General features: G+C 66.4%; 18 protein-coding genes, 1 tRNA gene and 1 pseudogene. 16 read left to right on the top strand and 4 right to left on the bottom strand.

All coding sequences use genetic code 11. The features are described from left to right. The first annotated feature begins 201 nt into the window (after window positions 1-201). From pgeF to HPY83_04675, 7 genes are read left to right on the top strand one after another with little or no spacing between them, the layout of a single operon-like run. Window positions 202-969, top strand: coding sequence for a peptidoglycan editing factor PgeF (gene pgeF / locus HPY83_04705; protein ID NPV07249.1), 768 nt, complete (start codon window positions 202-204; stop codon window positions 967-969). 53 nt (window positions 970-1,022) lie between these two features. Then, complete coding sequence (locus HPY83_04700) at window positions 1,023-1,727, top strand: YggS family pyridoxal phosphate-dependent enzyme (protein ID NPV07248.1); 705 nt, start codon at window positions 1,023-1,025, stop codon at window positions 1,725-1,727. Next, window positions 1,724-2,563 (top strand): pyrroline-5-carboxylate reductase, encoded by an 840-nt coding sequence (gene proC / locus HPY83_04695; GenBank protein NPV07247.1) that lies wholly within the window; start codon window positions 1,724-1,726, stop codon window positions 2,561-2,563. The genes HPY83_04700 and proC overlap by 4 nt, the downstream gene beginning before the upstream one ends. Continuing rightward, a complete protein-coding gene (locus HPY83_04690; GenBank protein NPV07246.1) occupies window positions 2,563-2,826 on the top strand; it encodes a YggT family protein in 264 nt (87 codons plus the stop codon). Before proC ends, HPY83_04690 begins: the two co-directional genes overlap by 1 nt. Window positions 2,827-2,830: 4 nt before the next feature. After that, window positions 2,831-3,118 carry a DUF167 domain-containing protein gene (locus HPY83_04685; GenBank protein NPV07245.1) on the top strand — a complete coding sequence of 96 codons (288 nt, stop codon included), beginning with the start codon at window positions 2,831-2,833 and terminating at the stop codon, window positions 3,116-3,118. 30 nt (window positions 3,119-3,148) lie between these two features. Then, window positions 3,149-3,424: a hypothetical protein gene (locus HPY83_04680; GenBank protein NPV07244.1), complete on the top strand. Its 276-nt coding sequence runs from the start codon at window positions 3,149-3,151 to the stop codon at window positions 3,422-3,424. Then, window positions 3,417-4,670: a M28 family peptidase gene (locus HPY83_04675; protein NPV07243.1), complete on the top strand. Its 1,254-nt coding sequence runs from the start codon at window positions 3,417-3,419 to the stop codon at window positions 4,668-4,670. The genes HPY83_04680 and HPY83_04675 overlap by 8 nt, the downstream gene beginning before the upstream one ends. Here the strand turns inward: HPY83_04675 and HPY83_04670 are convergent. Then, entirely contained in the window at window positions 4,638-5,114 is a 477-nt protein-coding gene (locus tag HPY83_04670) for a flavodoxin family protein (GenBank protein ID NPV07242.1), read from the bottom strand. The genes HPY83_04675 and HPY83_04670 overlap by 33 nt on opposite strands. Window positions 5,115-5,285: 171 nt before the next feature. Here HPY83_04670 and HPY83_04665 point away from each other — a divergent pair, with 171 nt between their 5' ends. Beyond that, on the top strand, window positions 5,286-6,203 hold the full coding sequence (locus tag HPY83_04665; GenBank protein NPV07241.1) for a ribonuclease Z: 918 nt from the start codon (window positions 5,286-5,288) through the stop codon (window positions 6,201-6,203). 2 nt (window positions 6,204-6,205) lie between these two features. On the opposite strand, the gene HPY83_04660 is transcribed toward HPY83_04665, so the two are convergent. From HPY83_04660 to HPY83_04650, 3 genes are all read right to left on the bottom strand, one after another. Continuing rightward, on the bottom strand, window positions 6,206-7,270 hold the full coding sequence (locus tag HPY83_04660; protein ID NPV07240.1) for a hypothetical protein: 1,065 nt from the start codon (window positions 7,268-7,270) through the stop codon (window positions 6,206-6,208). Window positions 7,271-7,359: 89 nt separating this feature from the next. Next, window positions 7,360-7,575, bottom strand: coding sequence for a Trm112 family protein (locus HPY83_04655; protein ID NPV07239.1), 216 nt, complete (start codon window positions 7,573-7,575; stop codon window positions 7,360-7,362). 62 nt (window positions 7,576-7,637) lie between these two features. Beyond that, window positions 7,638-8,966 (bottom strand): MFS transporter, encoded by a 1,329-nt coding sequence (locus tag HPY83_04650; protein ID NPV07238.1) that lies wholly within the window; start codon window positions 8,964-8,966, stop codon window positions 7,638-7,640. Window positions 8,967-9,070: 104 nt separating this feature from the next. Between HPY83_04650 and HPY83_04645 the strand changes: the two genes are divergently transcribed. The 8 genes and pseudogenes from HPY83_04645 to HPY83_04610 all read left to right on the top strand — a co-directional run bounded on the left by HPY83_04645 (window position 9,071) and on the right by HPY83_04610 (window position 19,073). After that, a tRNA-Gln gene (locus HPY83_04645) sits at window positions 9,071-9,144 on the top strand. A gap of 229 nt (window positions 9,145-9,373) precedes the next feature. Next, window positions 9,374-10,210: pseudogene (locus tag HPY83_04640) on the top strand (erythromycin esterase family protein). Between the two features lie 447 nt (window positions 10,211-10,657). Then, entirely contained in the window at window positions 10,658-11,758 is a 1,101-nt protein-coding gene (locus HPY83_04635) for an ABC transporter ATP-binding protein (protein NPV07237.1), read from the top strand. A gap of 120 nt (window positions 11,759-11,878) precedes the next feature. Next, on the top strand, window positions 11,879-13,084 hold the full coding sequence (locus HPY83_04630; GenBank protein ID NPV07236.1) for a 2,3-bisphosphoglycerate-independent phosphoglycerate mutase: 1,206 nt from the start codon (window positions 11,879-11,881) through the stop codon (window positions 13,082-13,084). After that, complete coding sequence (locus tag HPY83_04625; GenBank protein ID NPV07235.1) at window positions 13,074-13,874, top strand: segregation/condensation protein A; 801 nt, start codon at window positions 13,074-13,076, stop codon at window positions 13,872-13,874. Before HPY83_04630 ends, HPY83_04625 begins: the two co-directional genes overlap by 11 nt. Before the next feature lie 35 nt (window positions 13,875-13,909). Then, complete coding sequence (locus tag HPY83_04620) at window positions 13,910-15,157, top strand: exonuclease SbcCD subunit D (protein NPV07234.1); 1,248 nt, start codon at window positions 13,910-13,912, stop codon at window positions 15,155-15,157. A gap of 14 nt (window positions 15,158-15,171) precedes the next feature. Beyond that, on the top strand, window positions 15,172-17,886 hold the full coding sequence (locus tag HPY83_04615) for an SMC family ATPase (GenBank protein ID NPV07233.1): 2,715 nt from the start codon (window positions 15,172-15,174) through the stop codon (window positions 17,884-17,886). After that, window positions 17,886-19,073 (top strand): DNA double-strand break repair nuclease NurA, encoded by a 1,188-nt coding sequence (locus HPY83_04610; protein ID NPV07232.1) that lies wholly within the window; start codon window positions 17,886-17,888, stop codon window positions 19,071-19,073. The genes HPY83_04615 and HPY83_04610 overlap by 1 nt, the downstream gene beginning before the upstream one ends.

Here is a 19,073-nt window from a genome sequence, read left to right as displayed (position 1 = left end):
TCGGACTGCGACGGCCCCTACCTCCTCCTGGCAGGCATAAGGGCTGTCCTTATCACCTCATCCACACTCCGCTTCGCTGCCAAACATCCTTTCCCAGAGCTCGGGGGCAGTTGTGGGTAATCACCAGCACAGATCCCTTGCTAGCCCTTTCCGGCCTATGCTAGACTCACGGCCATGTTGGCACTGCCCCGGGGTCATCTCGTGTTGCGGTCCGGGCCGAACCCTCCGTTGCTGGGCTTCGCCGAGCTTGAGGACCGCAGCCCGTTCGTACACGGCGTCTTCACCCGTCTAGGCGGTGTGAGTCAGCCGCCATATGATTCCCTCAACGTCAGCCTAAGCGTCGGGGACGATCCCGCTTCCGTGTCCGAGAATCGGCGAAGGTCGGCCGCGGCCATGCAGACACACAACTACCGGCAGGTGGTATGCCACCAGATGGGCGGCAATGAGGTCGCCGTAGTGGATGCCGCCGGGCCGCCGGAACCCATACAGGCGGACGCGCTTGTCACCAAGTGCCCCGGTGTTGTTCTATCGATGACATTTGCAGATTGCCTGCCAATCATACTGACGGACCCCACCGTGCCAGTGGTGTCGCTGGTCCACGCCGGCTGGCGGGGCACTGTGGGCGGCATCGCCCTCCGCGCGTGGGAGGTAATGCGACGGTGCGGTGCCCGCCCCCAGTCCACCACCGCATACTTGGGGCCCGCCATCTCACCCTGCTGTTACGAGGTAGGGGAGGACGTGGCCGCCCTGGCCAGGCGACTGGGACCCGCAGGCGAGGCCAGTCTGGAGACTCGGCGGGGCCGCCTGTACCTGGACCTCCCCGGCCTGAATGCCGCCCTCCTCGAGGGTAGGGGAGTGCGGGTGGTGCGGAGCAACCTGTGTACCGCCTGCAGACGGGACTTGTTCTTCAGCCATCGCGGCGATGCTGGCCGTACCGGAAGGTTCGCCGTCTATGCCGGGGTAGCCTAGTGCGCTTGTCCATCCCATGCCTTCCAGAGATCGCCGCGCGCGTGGGCAGCGTCATGCTCAGGGTGAACCACGCCTGCCAACAGGCAGGCCGGTCTCCCGACGAGATCACCATAGTGGCGGCCTCCAAGACCCGCACGCCTGCCGAAGTCCTGGCAGCCTTGGCGGCCGGCATCGTCCACTGCGGCGAGAACCGGCCCGAGGAGGCTCAACCGAAGATCGAGGAAGTCTGGACCCAAGCTGAGGCGTTGGGGCTTCCTTCCCCCCGCTGGCACATGATCGGCCACGTCCAGAGCCGCAAGGCCAAGCTGGTGGTGGGCCGGTATCATCTCGTTCACTCTCTGGATTCGCTTCGCCTGGCTCAACGCCTCTCCCGCCTGGCAGAGGAGCAGGGCCCTGAGATGGAATGCCTCGTCGAGATCAACGTCGGGGGAGAGGAGAGCAAGTACGGTTACCCGGCGCCGGCGGAGGACGGCGCCTTTGCTCCCTCCTTCCTGCGGGACCTGGAGGGGATGCTGGAGCTGCCGGCCTTGCGGATCACAGGCCTTATGACCATGGCTCCTCCGGTGGAACATCCAGACGAGGCGCGTCCCTACTTCCGACGCTTGCGGCTCATGCGCGATCGGCTGAGGGAGCAGTTCCCCCATCAGGATTGGCGTCAGCTTTCCATGGGGATGACCGATGACTTCGAGGCCGGCATTCTGGAAGGAGCAACCATCTTGCGCATTGGCCGTGCCCTATTCGGCCCGAGGTCCGCGTGAGCCCGCCCACCGGGGCCGTCTTCGGCAACGGGCACCTTCTGGTCGTGGGAGGCGGCGTCATGGGCGGCGCCATTTGTGAGGCGCTCCTCGGCCGCGGGGTGGCTGACCCGATGGGGGTGGTCGTTGCCGAGCCAGAGGCCGAGAAGCAGGCGGCGCTGCGGGCTCGCCTGGGAGTGCGGACGGTAGCCCGGGCGGCCGAAGCCGTCGAGGGAGCCGCGCTGGTGCTCCTGGCCATCAAGCCCCAGGTCTTCCCCCACGTTGCCGAGGAGCTGCAGGGTCGCATCCCCCGAGGGGTGCCAGTGCTATCCATCATGGCTGGCCTGACCCTCGAGCGGGTGGCCGCCGATCTGGATCACCCGGAAGTGGTGCGCGCCATGCCCAACGCTGCAGCGCGGGTGTTCGGGAGCGTGACCGTATGGTGTGCCACGCCGGCTGTGACTCCGGCTCAGCGAGATCTGGTGCGGACAGTGCTGGGCGCCATCGGTCACGCCGTGGAGGTGGATGAGGAGTCGGTGCTGGACCTTGCCACCGCTGTCAGTGGTTCCGGCCCCGCCTATCTGTGCCTCGTAGCTGAGGCCATGATCGAGGCGGCGGTCGGCATCGGCCTCACCCGAGCTCTGGCCCAGCACCTGGTGTTCCAGACTTTCGCCGGAACGGCAGCGTTGCTGACGGCGCCGGGAGCACACCCAGCGCTCGTCCGGGAGAGCGTCACTTCGCCGGGAGGCACCACCGCCGCTGGGCTCCAGGCCCTGGAGAGAGGGGCAGTCCGGGCTGCCTTCGCCGAAGCCGTGCGCGCGGCTCTACAACGCGCTCGTGAGCTGGGGAGCAACAGATGATCTCCTTCCTCATCAATTTCGTCAACCTCTTCTTCCAGATCCTCCAGCTCGCCATCTTGGTGAGGATCATTCTGTCGTGGTTCCGGGTGGACCCGTACAACCCGTTCATGCAGATACTCTATCAGATCACTGAGCCGGTGCTGGAACCTTTCCGGCGCGTGATCCCTCCCATCGGCATGATTGACATCACGCCCATAGTGGCGCTGCTGGTGCTCCGACTGGTGCAACGCATCATCGTTACCATGCTGCTGGGCCTGTTGTAGGGCCGTGCCGCCCGAGCCTTGGTTCCGGTTGAGCGTGCGAGTCACGCCTCGCTCCGGTCGGGACGACATCAGCGGCTTCCGTGATGGGACGCTAATGGTGCGGCTCAGGGCGGCACCAGTCGAGGGAGCCGCCAACGAGGCCCTGATCGCCTTGCTGGCTAGTCAGCTGTCGCTGCCCAAGAGGGCCATTGCTCTGACCGGTGGCCATCGCTCGCGGACCAAGCAAATCACTGTCCATGGTCTCACACCCGAGGAAGCACTTCGGCGTCTGGGGGTGTCACCTCCTAGATGACCCAGCACTCTGTCTCGCTGAGGCGCATCCATGCAGGACGATCGCACCGCTGGCCGTAGCCTGGCTTGGCGCGCTCGGGCCGATCTCGCCCGTCGCCTTGGGGTACCGGAGAGCCAAGTGGAGGTGCTCGAGGTGCATCCGGTTGAATGGCCGGACGCCAGCCTGGGGTGCCCTGAGCCCGGCAAGGTGTACGCTGCAGTCATAACGCCGGGCTTCCGCATCCTTCTGCAGGTAGCCGGCCGACGCTACGAGTACCGGAGCGATCGTCAACGGGTCCGGCTATGCTCAGGAGGGCAGCATGACTGAAGTTCAACCCGATCTGACTCTGCAGGCAGCCGAAGCCGCCCTCGGTCACATCCACCACATCGCCGGCGAGATCGGTCCCCGGCCAGTGGGTTCGGAGGGGGAGCGGGCAGCTGCGCGCTATGTCCACAAGAAGCTGACAACCGCCGGGCTGACCGACGCCATGTGGCAGGAGTTTACTGCGCCCCGCTCTGAGTGGATGCCTTTCGCCCTCGCTGCCGCGGTCGCTCTAGTCGGGGTAGGGCTTTGGATGCTGTTGCGTCAGTCGCTGGTGGGCGCCTACCTGGGCGCTCTGGGGCTGGGCTTCGGGCTGTGGGAGGTGTACGCCAAGCTGAACTTCGGGTGGTCTCCCCTGAGCGGCCTGGTGCTGCGGTCCCAGTCGCAGAACGTGGTAGCCAGCGTCCAGCCCACCGAGGGCACCGGCCGCAATGCGGTGCTCTTCGCCCACCTGGACAGCCAGCGCACGCCCTTGTTCTTCCGCTCCCACACGGCGCTTCGGATCTTCTTCATCTTCCTCTACCTGACCCTGGCGGTGCTGCTCCTCACCCTGATCGCATTCGTGGTCTCTTGGTTCGCCGAGGTCACTCTCCCCCAGTGGGCGGGCGCGCCGGCACTGGTCTTGGCCACGGTCGCCGTCGTGGCCATGGTCCACGCCGAGTTGACGCCCTACTCGATCGGGGCCAACGACAACGCCTCGGCCGTGGGAGTAAGCCTCGAGGTGGCCAGACATTTCCGAAGTCATCCCCTTCGGCACACCAGGCTCTGGTTCGTCTTTACCGGGGCCGAGGAGACCGGGTGCCACGGCGCCGCCGCTTTCCTCAGCTCCCAAGGCGACCAACTCCTCCAGGCTTACGCCGTGGCCCTGGAGGGCGTCGGCATTTGCCCGCCCGCCTATACCTCGCGCGAAGGCATCCTGGGCAGCTACCGATCCAACGGAGACTTGCTCCGCCTCCTCGAGCGGCTGGAGCGCAACAGGCCCCACTTGGGGCTCCGCCGCGTCGCCCTCCGAGGAGGCTACACCGAGGCCGGCACAGCCATCAGACGCGGATATCGATCCGTGGCCCTGGTGGGCTTGGACGAGCGAGGCGACCTGCCGTACTGGCACACCCGCGAAGACACACCGGACAAGGTACAGCGGGAGGCTCTCGCCGCCACGTTCGAGACCATCGTCTCCCTGCTGGAGGCGCTGGACGAACTGCCAGTCTCTATCAAACTCTCAGGGGTGAAGCCGCTGAGCGAGCGCGGCTAGCCGTCGCCCGGCCCTGCGACACTGCTCTGCTGCCCGGGCATCCGGCTTCCCGGTGGCCACCGGGCCGTAGTGGTCTCCCTGCGGGTCGCCCTGTACCACCATGCCGTGGATGAGCAAAGCGGCCACGATATCCATGATGGTGGTCTGTTGCCCCCCGCCCGGCCCCCCGGCCGAGGAGAAAGCCGCTCCAGCCTTACCCTCCAGCTGCCCATGTATCTCGACTGACTCGTCGAGCAGCTGCTTCACCGGCGCCGCCATAGTCCCGTAGTAGGTGGGCGACCCGACGGCGATGCCGTCGGCGGAAAGCAAGTCCTCCATCGAGACCGCCTCGACGCTCTTGACAACCGCTGTCGCTCCGGCCGACCGGGCTCCTTCGGCGATGAGCTCGGCCATGGCCTGAGTGTTCCCGCTCCGGCTGTAGTACGCCACCAACACTTCGGCCATCTCTGCACCTCCCCATGTCCTCGTCCAGTATGGCCAGCAGCCGAGGACGGGTCAATGGGTATCCCCACCCCTGCCTCCGGGTGGCGCGTTCTTGACAGTGACGTCCCCCGCCCGTAAGGTGTCCGGGTGCCGGCCGTGCCGGCACCAATTCACTCTTGGACGCTTCGGCGCATGATAGAGCTCGTCTTCCTTGGCACGTCGGCCTCAGCTCCCTCTGTGAAACGTGGGCTCTCCTCGGCCATGGTCCTTCACCGCGACCGGCGGTTCTTGATGGACTGCGGGGAAGGCACCCAACGCCAGCTCCTCCGAAGCGGACTGGGGTTCAAGCGCCTCAACACCATCCTACTGACTCACGGACACCTAGATCACATACTGGGCCTGGGAGGGCTCATCTCCACCTTTGCCCGCTGGGAGGCGATAGACCAGGTAGACATCTACGGGGGCCACTGGGCTCTGGAGCGCGTACGCGCCCTCATGGAGGTGGTGTTCGGCACCGGAGAGCCTCCATATCCGATACAGTACCACCCGGTAAGGCCGGGAGTCGTCCTGGAGTACGACGAACTGACCATTACGGCCTTCCCGGTGCAGCACCGGGGGCCCGGCTGCTTCGGCTACTGCTTCGAGGAGCGAGAGCGGCGGCCCTTCCTGGTGGACAGGGCCGAGGCACTGGGGGTACCTCCGGGCCCTGAGCGCGCTATGCTGGTCCGCGGCGAGCCAGTCAGGCTCGCATCAGGCAGGCTGGTGCGACCCGAAGACGTGCTCGGCCCGCCGAAGCCGGGCGCCCGGCTGGCGTTCGTGGGAGACGCAGGGAACACAGGAGACCTGCTAGATCACGTTCGCGGGGCAACCACCCTGGTCATCGAGGCTACCTACCTGGAGTCCGAGCGCGATCTCGCCCGAAGATTCGGTCACATCACCGCCGCTGAGGCTGCTACCCTGGCCCGCAACGCCGATGTCGGCAGCCTGATACTCACCCACATCTCCCGACGACACTCGGATAGCGATGTCCTGGCGGAGGCCCAAGCCATCTTCCCCCAGGTGGCCGTCGCCCGAGACTTCGACGTCTACCGGGTACCGGCGCCCGAGTAGCTTCAGGCAGCTGGGGGCGACGCAACTCCGGCCAGGAGCTCAAGCAACGTCCCAGGCAGCCGTCCGATGGTCCCCGAGGTGGAGGCGGCGGGCTGGCGTTGCAGGCCCAAGTGCTCCATCCATCCTGCCTCCAGGTCAGCCAACCCGTACCCGTAGGCTTCCTGCAGCGCCTCGTTCACCGGAACCCCCTCGGCCAAGAGCGCCAGCAGCTCCTTCATCTTCGCCGCGTCGTGCTGCTCGATCATGTAGGCCACTATGCTGTACGCCTGGCCGTAGAAGAGGTCCACCAGCCGAGCATCGCCAGGGTACGACGTCATGGAGCGCAAGGACAACAGGTTTCCCTCCCTGATGGCGCGCTCCAGAGCTCGCGCGTTGTCTCGGGGCAGCTCGCCCTCGGCATACATGGCCAACCCTTCATCCAACCATCGCGGTAGGCGGGCAAAGGGGCTGTCTGTCCGCTGGTGGATGATGGCATGCGAGAGCTCGTGCGCAGTGGTCTGGAGAAGGCCAGAATCAGTGCCCAGAAGCACCAGAGCATCGGCGCCCATGGACATCCCAAGCGTCACCGTGCGGGTGTCGAACGCCTCACTGCGCGATGGGATGGCGGCGGCCATGTCGCGCCGCGAGGCGTAGATGTAGATGCGGACGGGCCTCGCGGGGGTCATGCCGGTTCCGTCGGCAATTCGCTCCACGGCCTCCATACCCGCCCGCAGCACCCGCTCCGCCAGCGACCGGTCCTGGTAGAAATACACCGCCAGGTCACCCTCGTTGATCGCCTCCCAGCGGAAGCGCGAGTCGCTGTACTGGAAGCTGCCCTCGGGGCTGCTAAGCCGTTCGCCCGCCGCATCCTCCAGCTCCCATCGGTAGTAGATCGTCGAGCCCGGGGCCATCATGCCTGACTCGAGCTCCCACGCCCACTCCGCCTCCAGAACGTCCCCCCAAGAGAACTCAGCCGACGCCCGGTTGCGAGCCCGTTCCCCCTGTAGCCGATAGACCAGCCACACCCGCTCGACCTCACGCTCGGGCTCGGCCTGCAACCGGAAGATGATAGCGCGACCGAACTGCACCTCCGGCTCCCGGGCAGAGAAGCTGGCCCAGGCGCCTCGCTGAGCGGAGGCTGTGCCGCCGGCCAGGAGGGCCAGCGCCAGAACTAGCCCTAGAAGCGCAAGGTAGCGGGGTCCGGCAGGTCTTCGGGGGCGGTGTCCTTCCACTTGTCGCCTTCCTCGACGAGCATCACCGGGATGTCGTCCTTGATGGGGTACTTGCGGCGGCAGTCCGGATTCTGGCACAGCAGCCACCTGTCCTCACGTAGCTCGACCTTGGTCTTGCAGTAGGGGCAGACCAGGATGTCCAAGAGCTCCTTGCTGACCATGCCGCCTCTCTCCTTGCGTCGGTGTAGCCCAAAGTCCCGCCATTATACACGCGATGCGCAAGTCAACGGTACTGAGCCGAACCGGCGCGGACCAGCAGCCACGCCAGGACGGTCAGGAGCGCGAAGGAGACGGTAGCTGCGACGAACACCGCCGTCGGGCCGAGGACGTCCAGCCCCCACCCGGCCAGCACCGTCGGCACCAGCGATACGACGTTGTTCAGAGTGAGCTGCAGGCTGATCACCCGGCCACGCAGGTAGTCGGGAGGCTCCTCCTGCAGTACGCTCTTGCCCGAGATGTAGGCGAGGACGAACCCGATCCCGACAAGAGGAAACGAGGCGAGGACACCGCGGATCCCCCACTCGAGCAGGCTCAGCGAGATGGTCATACCGGTCAGGCCCAGGGCGATGAGGGCATTGCCTCCCACTACCAGACGAGTGCGCGGTTGGCGGTTCCCGAAAGGCGATACCAGAACCAGGAACCCCAAGCCAGCTCCCGAGATGGCAGGCAGGGCCAACAGGGGCTGGTTGTATATCGGGATCCCGAACTCAGTTGCCATCACTACCGGGAAAACGGCGACCATCGCCAGGGCCAGCGCTGTCTGACTAGCCAGGGCCAAGATAGCCACGCCCACGGAGGGGCTGGTCAGAGCGAAGACCACGCCCTCCCTGACGTCCGCCACCACCGCCATCACGTGCCGCAGGCGAGCGTAGCGGCTGCGCCGCAGAACCCGCTCTCGGGGCGCAGGGTCCTTAGGCAGACGGGACAGCGGAAGCAGACTGATCAGGAAGAACAACCCGGACCCGAAGTACGACCATTCCACCCCTAGGAAGCGGACCGACAGCGGCCCCCACACCACGCTGCCAAAGCCGATTGCCGCTAGGTAGCTAATGTTGAACAGCGAGTTGGCCGCCAGGAGCTCCTCGGAGCTGACCAGGTAAGGGATCAGCGCCGCTTCGGCCGGGAAGTTGAATTGCCCCACCGCCGACAGCAGGAAGTTCACTGATAGGATGACCGGCACCAGCACCTCGGGCGGAGCCAGGTCCAGGTACAGCGGGGCCGCCACAGCTAGCAACCCTCGTAGCAGGTTGGTGACAATGAGCATGGTGCGCCGACTGACGCGGTCCACCGTCACCCCGCCCAGAAGGCCGAACAGCAGACCGGGGACTACCACCGAGAGGATGGTGAAGGCGGCCTGTACCCCCGAGCCGGTCAGCTCCACCACCTTGGCCAGAGAAGCGAAGCTGATGGCGAACGTCGCCGCCAGGGCGGCGAACTGCTGGGCCAGCAACTGAAGGAAGTGCGGCCTTCGCACTGCGCCGAGCGCCCGTGTGTCTATGGGAAGTGTGCGGACTAGGCGTTCGAGACGGCTCTCTTCCGGCAGATCTCTCATGGCCACCACGCCTGGAAAGCCAGGCCTGTCTGATGTCGCCGGGGCAGGCGATGGGGGCCTCAGTTGCCGTACGGGCCCCAAACCGATATACTGTAATCTGTCTCTGGGGGATCGTCTAGCGGTAGGACAGGCGACTCTGGATCGTCTAGCCCAGGTTCGAATCCTGGTCCCCCAGCCAAGACCTCTCGAGCCGGCTGGTGGGCTCTCTTGTCGCTGGCTGGCTCCGACACTGATGCTGTGGCAGCGGTCGTACCCCGTGACCGTGTCCGCCCAAGCGCCTCTCCTCGTCTAAGCTGATTCCCGTGCCTTGGCAGCCGTCGCGACCGGCTGCATACACAGGGCAACCGAGGCACTCCTGAGTGCCTCGGTTGCACCCAACCCTAGACGACTGGATTGCCCGCGAAGCCATGCCATTCTCCCTCGATTCGCCCCGGACGTTCGACGCCGCCGTCGACCGGCTCATCGGCTCCCTCGATGATTCGGTGGAGCCGCTCGGCCTCGGCGAAGCGCTCCACGGCGGGGCGGACATCCTTGCCCTCCGCCACCGCCTCTTCCAGCGGCTGGTCGAGGCCCACGGCTATAGCGCCATCGCCATCGAGAGCAGCTTCCCCCGGACCCGGCCGGTGGACGATTACGTAGCCGGTCGCGGCCCGGGTTCATATGAGGACGTCCAAGAGGCAGGATTCAGCTATGGCCTCGGCCGGCTTCGGGCCAATCGAGAGCTAGTGAAGTGGATGCGCCGGTACAGCGCTGATCCTTCGCATCCTGTCAAGCTCCGAGGCCAGGACTCCGCCTAGGAGAACCCTGACGCGGCGCTCGACCCACCCCAGGCGAGGGTGCTGGCCTTCGCCCATAACAGCCACCTGAAGCTCGGGACGGCACAATGGCAACTGGGCGGCGACCTCCTTACCTGGTGGCCCGCGGGGGTGCACCTAAGCACGATGCTCGGATACGCCGTCATCGGTACCGCGGGAGGCGTCTCCGAGGCCAATGGCATCGGTCATCCCGAGGCGGATACATTCGAGGCCCGACTGACCGGAGCGCCCGGCCCCGTGCGGTTCATCCCCACTCACAGGGGCCAGGGGCTTCCTCTCACGGAGGTCGCCGCCCTCTCGACCCGCTCGGGCAGCGCAAGGAGCTCGACCTACTTCCCCCAGGCCGCACGAAGCGTGGCTGAGTTCGACTGGCTGGCCGTCCCGGATTCCACCGGGTACGATTCCGGCGCCCCGCCTCCGCAGCAGTGATGTGCCAACGGCCGGGGGCGAGGCCGACCGACGTAGGGTCGCCGCCGGCTTGGCGATGGCGAGGTTGCCCCTCACCCCGGCAGCACCGGCGCGCGACTGTCGGCTGAACACACTCGTCCCCCGATCCCGAGCTCTTCCAGGGGTGGCAAATTCAGAGGAGATGCGGTAAACTGGGGGTGTGTTCACCCGCCTTGGTCAGAGGCATCTCGGGCGTCGTCCATTACCCACCACAGGTGCCCTCTGGCTTTGCTCTCTGTGTCGGCGCTCTTGCGCCGATGGGAGGTGCAGGCCGAACTAGACAACCCTGGCGAAGGATGAGCGGTATTGGCCTCTGCGCCCGTCGGACTTGGCGGTCCGACGACCGAACAGTTCTGTCGTCCTGTCGCCCATCGGATCTAGCCGGTCTACATCACGTCGCCCCGCGGGCGACGAACCACAGGAGTGAACATGGCCAGCGTAACCTACGAGCACGTCACCAAGCGGTTCGGCGATGTAGTGGCAGTGAACGACCTCAACATCCACATTGACGACAAGGAGTTCCTGGTCTTCGTGGGCCCTTCCGGTTGCGGCAAGACCACGTCTCTGCGGCTCCTGGCCGGCCTGGAGGAGGCAGACGAGGGCAACATCTACATCGGAGACCGCCTGGTCAACGATGTCCCCCCCAAGGACCGGGACATCGCCATGGTCTTCCAGAGCTACGCTCTCTATCCGCACATGAGCGTGTACGACAACATGGCCTTCGGGCTCAAGCTGCGCAAGACCCCCAAGGCCGAGATCGACCGCCGCGTCCGCGAGTCGGCCGCCATCTTGGGGATCCAGGAGCTCCTCGACCGCAAGCCGAAGCAGCTCTCCGGCGGCCAGCGTCAGCGCGTGGCCGTGGGCCGCGCCATCGTGCGTGACCCGCTGGTGTTCCTCATGGACGAGCCTCTCTCTAACCTGGACGCCAAGCTCCGTGTGCAGACGCGCACCGAGCTCACCCGGCTGCACCAGCGTCTGGAGGCGACCTTCATCTATGTGACGCACGACCAGACCGAGGCCATGACCATGGGCACGCGCATCGCCGTGCTCCGCGATGGCATTCTGCAGCAGTTGGACACTCCTCAGCGCCTCTACGACTACCCGTCCAACACCTTCGTGGCCGGGTTCATCGGCAGCCCGGCCATGAACTTCTTCCCCGCCACCATGGTGCAGGAAGACGGAGAGCTGTACGTGGACGGTGGCACCTTCCGAGTGCAGGTGCCCCCAGCTCGCAAAGAGGTCTATGCTCCCTACAGCAACCGCGAAGTGATCTTCGGCCTGCGCCCCGAGGACTGCCACTCCGAGCAGTTCGTCCCGCCCGGAGTCCGTGAGGCCAGGGTGCGCGCCAAGATCGACGTGGTCGAGTTGATGGGCGCGGAGATCTACCTCTACTGCATGACCGGCAGCAAGCAGTTCATCGCTCGGGTGGACCCGCGCACTCGCGTGGAGCCAGGGGACGAGATGGACCTCGTCTTCAACATGGACCACATGCACATCTTCGACCCCCAGACAGAGGCGGCCGTCCGCTAACCGCGGAGCCAGTTCGACCACAGCGAGGGGGATGGGCCCGCGGCCCGTCCCCCTTGTGCCGCCCTGAGCGACCGGGCTACAGTTGCCCGAGAGTCAACCCGCGAGACAGGAGTACCCCGGATGGATCACCGCGAACTGATGCGACAGCTCCATACCCCTGCGGACACTAAGATCGTCCTCTGGGTCATGGACGGCTTGGGCGGACTCCCGCTCACTCCCGGAGGCAAGACAGAGCTCGAGACGGCCTCCACCCCCAACCTCGACGCGCTGGCCCGCCGAGGGCTTTGCGGCCTCAGCGTTCCCGTCGCGCCCGGGATCACGCCGGGCAGCGGCCCCTCGCACCTGGCGCTCTTCGGTTACGATCCGGTGGCCTGCGAGATCGGACGCGGCGTGATGGAAGTGCTCGGGATAGACTTCGCCCTCCAGGCCGAAGACGTGGCAGCCCGGGGCAACTTCTGTACTGTAGACGACGCTGGCCTGGTCACCGACCGGCGCGCCGGCCGCATATCCACTGAGCAGGGGGCCAAGCTGTGCCGGCTGCTGCAGGAGATAGAGGTGCCGGGGGTCCAGGTGTTCGTGCTGCCAGTGCGTGAACACCGCTTCGGGCTAGTCTTGCGAGGGCCGGGCCTCGACCCGCGCCTGTCCGATACTGACCCCCAGGCAGTGGGCAAGCCCCCCCTAGAGCTGCAGGCCCTGGTGCCTGAAGCCGAAGCCACCGCTCGCCTGGCTCGCCAATGGCTGGAGCAAGCGTATCGGGTCCTCGCTTCGCACCATCCAGCCAACAGCCTGCTTCTTCGCGGCTTCTCCCAGGACCCGGCCTTGCCCAAGATGGCCGACGTCTACGGCCTCAAGGCCGCTGCCATCGCTAGCTACCCCATGTACCGGGGGCTCGCCAAGTTGGTGGGCATGGAGGTCCTGCAAACTGGCCCCACTTTCGCGGATGAGATTGCTACCCTAGAGGCCAACTGGGACCGCTTCGACTTCTTCTACCTGCACCTGAAGTACACCGACAGCCGAGGCGAGGACGGGGACTTCGACGCCAAGGTCACGGTCATCGAGGAAGCCGATTCCTTCCTGCCGCGGATCCTGGCCCTTGGGCCGGACGTGCTAGTCGTGACCGCCGATCACTCCACCCCGGCCCGGCTGAAGGGGCACTCCTGGCATCCAGTGCCCACCATCCTGTTCAGTGAGGTCTGCCGGGCAGATCAGGTGGTCGAGTTCACCGAGAACGCATGTGCGAACGGTGCCTTGGGTCTGTTCCCGGCCGTGGATATCATGCCCCTGGCTATGGCGAACGCTGGGAGGCTGGCCAAGTTTGGTGCTTGAGATCCCCGCCATCACCGATCCTCAGGCCGACGGGTACCGGGTGCGGCTGTCCGTCTTCGAAGGCCCGGTGGAACTGCTTCTGCGCCTGATCGAGGAGCGGGAGTTGTCCATCACCGCCGTGAGCCTGGCGGCGGTGGCTGACCAGTACCTGGGTCACATACGATCGTTCGAACAGCGGGATGCGGCGGAGCTGGCTGCCTTCATCGAGATAGCGGCGCGCCTCCTCCTGATAAAGTCCCGGGCTCTGCTGCCCGCGGCCTCCCCCGATGTGGCGAAGGAAGAGGAAGACCTCAGTGCGGACCTGGTGCGGCGCCTGGAGGAGTACCGCCGATTTCGATGGGCGGCGCAATGGCTGACCGAGCGGCGCGAGGCGGGGATGTTCCTCTACACCCGGGAGCCGGGCCTGTCTGACGGCCGCCGGGTCCCCGTTCTGCGGCCCTGTCCGCCAGCGCGCTTGCTGGCTGCCCTCAGGCGCGTCCTCGCCGGGGCAGACGAAGCCGCCGGGGATGCAGACGAGTTAGTGAGCCCGCTAGCTGTGACCCTGCCTCAGAAGCTCCGGCAGGTTCTCCGGCTGTTGTGGCGCCGCAAAGCTGTCACCTTCTCGGAACTGATCCACCGAGCCTGCTGCCGCAGCGAGGTCGTCGTCACCTTCCTGGCGGTTCTGGAGCTGGTGCGTCGCCGCCGCGCTCATGTCACCCAGCAGGCGCTTTTCGGCACCATAAGCATCTCACGACCACCGAGGCCGGTGGTCGCTGACCGGCAGGTTGAGTCCACCGAGCAGATGTGTTAGTTTGGGCTCCGTAACCTTGGTCTAGGACTAGTAGCTTGTTCCGCTTCGTGCACCTGGCCGATCCTCATCTCGGGTATCAGCAGTACGGTCTGCCTGAGAGGGCACGCGACTTCGCCTTTGCTCTCGGCCGGGCTGTCCTTTCGGCCATCGAGTGTGGGCCCAGCTTCGTGCTGGTAGCCGGAGACTTCTTCCATCACCGGCAGGTAGATGCGCTGACTCTCCGGCAGGCCATCGAGTTGCTGGAGCCTCTGCGGCAGGCCGGCATCCCCGTGCTCACGGTGGCCGGCAACCACGACCTGGGGTGGCGGGACGGCACCGAGACCTGGCTGAGCCTCCTTCATCACCTGGGCTACTTGCGACACATGGACCTGAACCCGGCGGCGGAGCACTTGCTGCAGCCTGGCGAAGACGGTTCCGGCCCCGTCTTCGAGAACGAGCATGCCCGGGTGATCGGGCTGCCTTACCTGGGCGCCTCCCTGCCCCGGGTGCTGGGCCGGCTGGTGGAGCCGCTATCCCGCCTGGAGAGGAAGTACACTGTACTGCTCTTGCACGCTGGCATCGAGGGTACCATTCCCGGCGTCACCGAGCCGCTCCGACACGAGCACCTAGCCCCCCTTGCGGGGATGGTAGACTACGTGGCCCTCGGGCACCGGCACAAGCCGTTCGAGCGGCCGTCAGAGCACCCGCCGGTGTTCAACCCGGGGTCTCTCGAGACGGTGGCAGCGGACGAGGCCGACGAGGCGGGCGGGTGGTATGCAGTGGAAGTCGCCCCCGACGGACCAGGTCGCTGGCGCCACACCGCCGTCCATCGCCGGTCCTGTCGGAGGCCGTTCCTCCGCCTAGGCCTGGACATCAGCCTCCTCTCTACGCCAGAGCAGGTGGTGCAGGCCGTTCGAGACGCGGCGGGACGTCTGCCCGTGGCTGGTCGGCGCGCGCCTCTGGTTGACCTCAGCCTGTACGGCTCGCTCCGGTTCCTCCCCTCCGCCCTGAACCTCAGCCAGATCGCTGCCACCATCGAGGAGCTCACAGGCGCGCTCAAGGCTCTGGTCAGGAACCATGCCGTACCGCAGCAGGGCCCCACAGCACCGGGCACTGGGCTGACCCGAGCGGCCCTCGAGCACGAGGTTCTGCTCCAGGCCATCTCCCGGGACTCCCGCTATCGGTCCCGGGCGTCGGCTCTGGCTAGCCTGGCGGCTGACGTCAAGCGGATGGCGCTGGAAGGAGCAGCCGACGAGGTTGTGTTCCAGCGGGTGCTGATCGAGTCCGAGCCGACCACGAAGTAGGTGCGAGCTAGACAGTGATCCTGGCGGTCCACCTCGAGAACATCAAGTCCTACGAGCGGGGCGAAATCGAGTTCGCCCCGGGCACCAACGCCATCTGCGGACCTAACGGCGCCGGCAAGTCTACCCTCATAGAAGCCATCGGCTTCGCCCTTTTCGGCTCCCAGCGGGTGAAGCAGGAACAGCTAATCCGGAACGATTGCGCTCACGGCCGCATCGAGGTGCGTTTCATCTCCTCGCTGGACGAGCTGCCCTACACCGTCATTCGGGAGCTGCGGCGGGAGGGCGCCTCCACCGCGCGCATGCATGGCGATGCCCACGGCCTGACCGTTGCCGTGGGGGTGAGGGACGTGCAGGCCGAGCTGCTCCAGCACCTGGGGATCAAGGCCGGCGTGCGACCTTCGTCCCTGTTCGAAGGGGTGGTAGGAGTCCCTCAGGGGCAGCTGACCAGCGACTTCCTACTCTCACCCGGCCCGCGGAAGGCTCGCTTCGAGGAGTTGCTGGCCCTGCAGGAGTTCGAGGTGGCCTTTCAGCGCCTGTCCCGCCCCCTAGCCTGGGGCCGGGATCGGGTCTCTGTTACCCGCGGTAAGCTGGAAGCCCTCTCGGAGCGGATCCGGGATTCTCGAGGCGCGCGCGATGAGTTCGTGTCCGTTCAGGAGAGACTGGGAGACGCACGGCGGCAACTCTCCTTGCTGGAGCTGGAGTTGGCTGACGTGCGGAGGGCCCGTGAAAGCCTGGATCAGCAGGAGCAAGCGGCAAGGGAAGCCCACGAGCGTCTGGTTGCGGCCAGAGCCGCCTACCAGCTGGCCGTCCAGAGACGCGACGAGGCAGATCGGCGACGTCGGGAGGCCCAGGAAGCAGCCGAACTGGCTGAACAGGCCCGCGCCGGCCACGACCAGTACATAGAGCTCGAGGCCCAGGTGCGCCTTCTGGAGCAGCAGCGCGCCCAGCGCGACCGCCTCCGGGAGGAGTTGAGTGCTGTTGAGAAGACGGTGGCTCGCTTGGAAGCCGAACACCGGGCTCTCACCGACAGGCTAGAGCGCGTGGCCCGAGCGGAGACCGCCGCCGAGGCCCTTCGTCCAGCCGCAGCCCGGCAGACTCAGCTAGAGTCGCAACTGACGGACATCCGGCTGCGCCTGGCGATGCGAGAGGAGGTAGCCATCCGGTTGGCCGGGGTGGAGCAGAAGCTGGCCGACATCGCCCGACAGATCGAGGCTCTGGCTGATCGTCAGCAGGCGCTCTCGGCCACACCGGAACAGCTCCAGGCCGCTCAGGCTAGGCTGCAAGAGCTGAACTCGCAATTCGCCGCGGTGTCAGCGGAGGCCAGTCTCCTCGCAGCCAAGGTGGAGACGCAGCGCCGGGCAGCCGAGGCCGTTCGGCGTGGGGAGACGAAAGCCTGCCCCGCCTGTCTCCGCCCTTTCGACCGGCACGATGCGGCCGGCTTCCTTGAGCAGCTGGAGACCCAGCTGCAACAGGAGGACAAGACTCTGGCCCAGCTTCACAGGGAGGTTGATCGCCTGCGGCAGGAACGGCGCGCTCAACAACAGACGGTGGAGACAGCCCAGAAGCAGACCGACCAGTTGCGGCGGGCGGAGGCCGAGCTTAGAGCCAAGAGAGAAGAGCAGGTCCGTACCAGGCAGGAATCCGAGGAGTTGGCCGCCAGACTGGCGCTGCTGTCCGAGCTGGACCTTGAGGCCACCCGCATAGCGGAGGATCTGAAATCGCTCGGCGACCCCCGAGCCCGTCTGACGTCCGCTGAGACGCTCGTGGCAGAGAAGGAAGAGCTGCAGCAGGCGTATTCCCGGGTCCAGGCTGAGGCCGCAGCGGCGATGGAGGCTGCCACCCGTCTTGGGGCCCAGTTGGCCAGCCACGGGAGCCTCGATGAGTGCCTGTCAGCGGCGGCCGCCGCCCGAGACGGCCACCGCGAAGCGTTCGACACCTACCGCCGTGTTTCCACTCTGGCCGAGGAGTTGCCGGCCCGGCTGCGCCAGTACCAGAGCCAGGTCGAGGCGTTGAGGCGCGCTCAGGACGATCTCGAATGCGCCCAGGCTACGTCCGAGAGGCTGGGCCAGGCGTATGACCGGCAGGCGCATCAGGAGGCGAGAGCGCGCGAGCACCAGCTGGAGGTGGAACTGGCTCAGTCCACTTCCCTGGTCGCCGAGCTCGAGCGCCGCCTGGCAGAGGCGGACCGTCGGGTACGGGAACTGGAGAAGCTGGAGGAGCAGCGGGACAGCCTGCAGCGCCAGGTCGACCGGGACAGCAAGGGCGTGGAGACCCTTTCCTTCCTGCGAGAGACCATCCGTCGGACCGGCCCCGAGATCGCGCGGCTGGTTCTGGCCCGGGTATCCCAGAGCGCCTCGGCGACCTACGCTGAGCTCATGGGGGACTATGCCTCCGTCCTGGCCTGGGATGACGAGTATGGCATCAGCGTGCGACGCGCCGCCGAGACGCGGGAATTCGCTCAGCTCTCGGGAGGGGAGCAGATGGCCGCTGCTCTGGCGGTCCGCCTGGCACTCCTTCGCGAAATATCGGACGTGAGGATCGCCTTCTTCGACGAGCCCACCGTCAATCTGGACGAGGAACGACGCCACAGCCTGGCGGAGCAGATACGCAGCATCCGCGATCTGGACCAGCTCTTCATCATTAGCCACGACGATTCCCTAGAGAGCGTGACCGAGAACGTCATCCGAGTGCGCAAGGAGAACGGACTCAGCCGTCTGGAGCGAGGCTAGTGTTCGATCCCGCGCGAGCCGTGCAGGCCCTGGAAGCCAAGAGGGAGCTTCTCCTCCGCAGCGAACGCTCCCGCGCTCACGATGCCCTGGATGCCCAGCGCGCCTTCGCCTCCTTGGGCCAGCTCACTGCGGTGGAAGTGGAGACAAGGCTCCGGGACAACCGGTGGCCCGGAGCGCGCCTCACCGCGGAGCACGGCACCGTGACAAGCCAGGCGATACCATTCGGCCGATCCTTTGCCTCTCACCGGGATGCCCGCGAATGGGCGCTCTCAGCCCTTAGCGGCCAGCTCACCATCGCCGTGGATGGGTCCCAGGTCTCGCTGTCCGATGATTTGGACCTTCCGCTGGCCGCTGCCCAGGTGGGCTGGTACGTCAATCCTCACCTGGGGTCCGAACCCCACCAGAAGGACGTGTACCTGGAGCTGCTCGTGGGCGAGGAACTCCGTCCTGCCCGGCAGGAGTCGGTTCGTCTGGACCTTCTCCGCTTCCAACTGGAAGTGCGGCGCTGCCTGGAGCTCATGCGGGCCTTTGCCGACCGCGAGCCCCGTCCGGTTTGCTTCTTGGACGACCCTCTGGTGCTGCCCTTTGCCGGCGAGCATGGCACCGGCCGCCGCGAGGCGTACATTGCCAGCATCTCCACCTTGCTGGAGGAGTCCGAACGCCTGAGGGTGCCCCTCATCGGCTACACCGCCGACCCGTCCGCCCGGGACCTGGGCCACCTGCTCCACGCCGTGGGCGCGCTTCCCCGCGCCCCGCGCGTGGCCGATGCCCAGTTCGTAGGCCCGGTTCTGAGAAGCTGGGGCGATCGCAGCTGCGTCTACGTGTGCGCCCGCCCGGGAGCTTACCTGGACCAGTATGCCCGCTCCGATGGAACTTCTCTGGCCGACCAGATCGCCTTCTGCTACCTCCGGGCCACCCGCGACGGCCGCCCCTCCCGGCTGGAGTTCCCTCGCTGGCTGGTGCAGCATGCAGCCGAGCTCAGTCGGGTACTGGACGTGGTCCGGGCGGAGTGTATCATAGGTCTGGGGTACCCCTACGCCATCGAGGCCGCTCACGACACCGCTGTGCTCACGGGCGGAGATCGAGCCCGGCTCGCGCGTCTGTTCGCCCAGTACTGCTGGGATGCCGGCCTCCGCGCGGGGCCCACCGCCAAAGCCATCAGCAAGAGGCGCCGAAGAGGAGGCTAG

It is taken from the genome of Anaerolineae bacterium, assembly GCA_013178015.1.
Taxonomy (GTDB): domain Bacteria; phylum Chloroflexota; class Anaerolineae; order DRVO01; family DRVO01; genus Ch71.
The sequence above is the reverse complement of the archived record's forward strand: the minus strand, read 5'-3'. Positions and strand labels throughout refer to the sequence as shown.

Bases quoted from the DNA above. Each gene is read 5' to 3' on its own strand.
- HPY83_04675 (NPV07243.1), top strand. From the start codon at position 3,417: ATGACTGAAGTTCAACCCGATCTGACTCTGCAGGCAGCCGAAGCCGCC.
- HPY83_04680 (NPV07244.1), top strand. From the start codon at position 3,149: ATGCAGGACGATCGCACCGCTGGCCGTAGCCTGGCTTGGCGCGCTCGG.
- HPY83_04670 (NPV07242.1), bottom strand. From the start codon at position 5,114: ATGGCCGAAGTGTTGGTGGCGTACTACAGCCGGAGCGGGAACACTCAG.
- HPY83_04635 (NPV07237.1), top strand. From the start codon at position 10,658: ATGGCCAGCGTAACCTACGAGCACGTCACCAAGCGGTTCGGCGATGTA.
- HPY83_04665 (NPV07241.1), top strand. From the start codon at position 5,286: ATGATAGAGCTCGTCTTCCTTGGCACGTCGGCCTCAGCTCCCTCTGTG.
- HPY83_04655 (NPV07239.1), bottom strand. From the start codon at position 7,575: ATGGTCAGCAAGGAGCTCTTGGACATCCTGGTCTGCCCCTACTGCAAG.
- HPY83_04650 (NPV07238.1), bottom strand. From the start codon at position 8,966: ATGAGAGATCTGCCGGAAGAGAGCCGTCTCGAACGCCTAGTCCGCACA.
- HPY83_04630 (NPV07236.1), top strand. From the start codon at position 11,879: ATGGATCACCGCGAACTGATGCGACAGCTCCATACCCCTGCGGACACT.
- HPY83_04700 (NPV07248.1), top strand. From the start codon at position 1,023: ATGCTCAGGGTGAACCACGCCTGCCAACAGGCAGGCCGGTCTCCCGAC.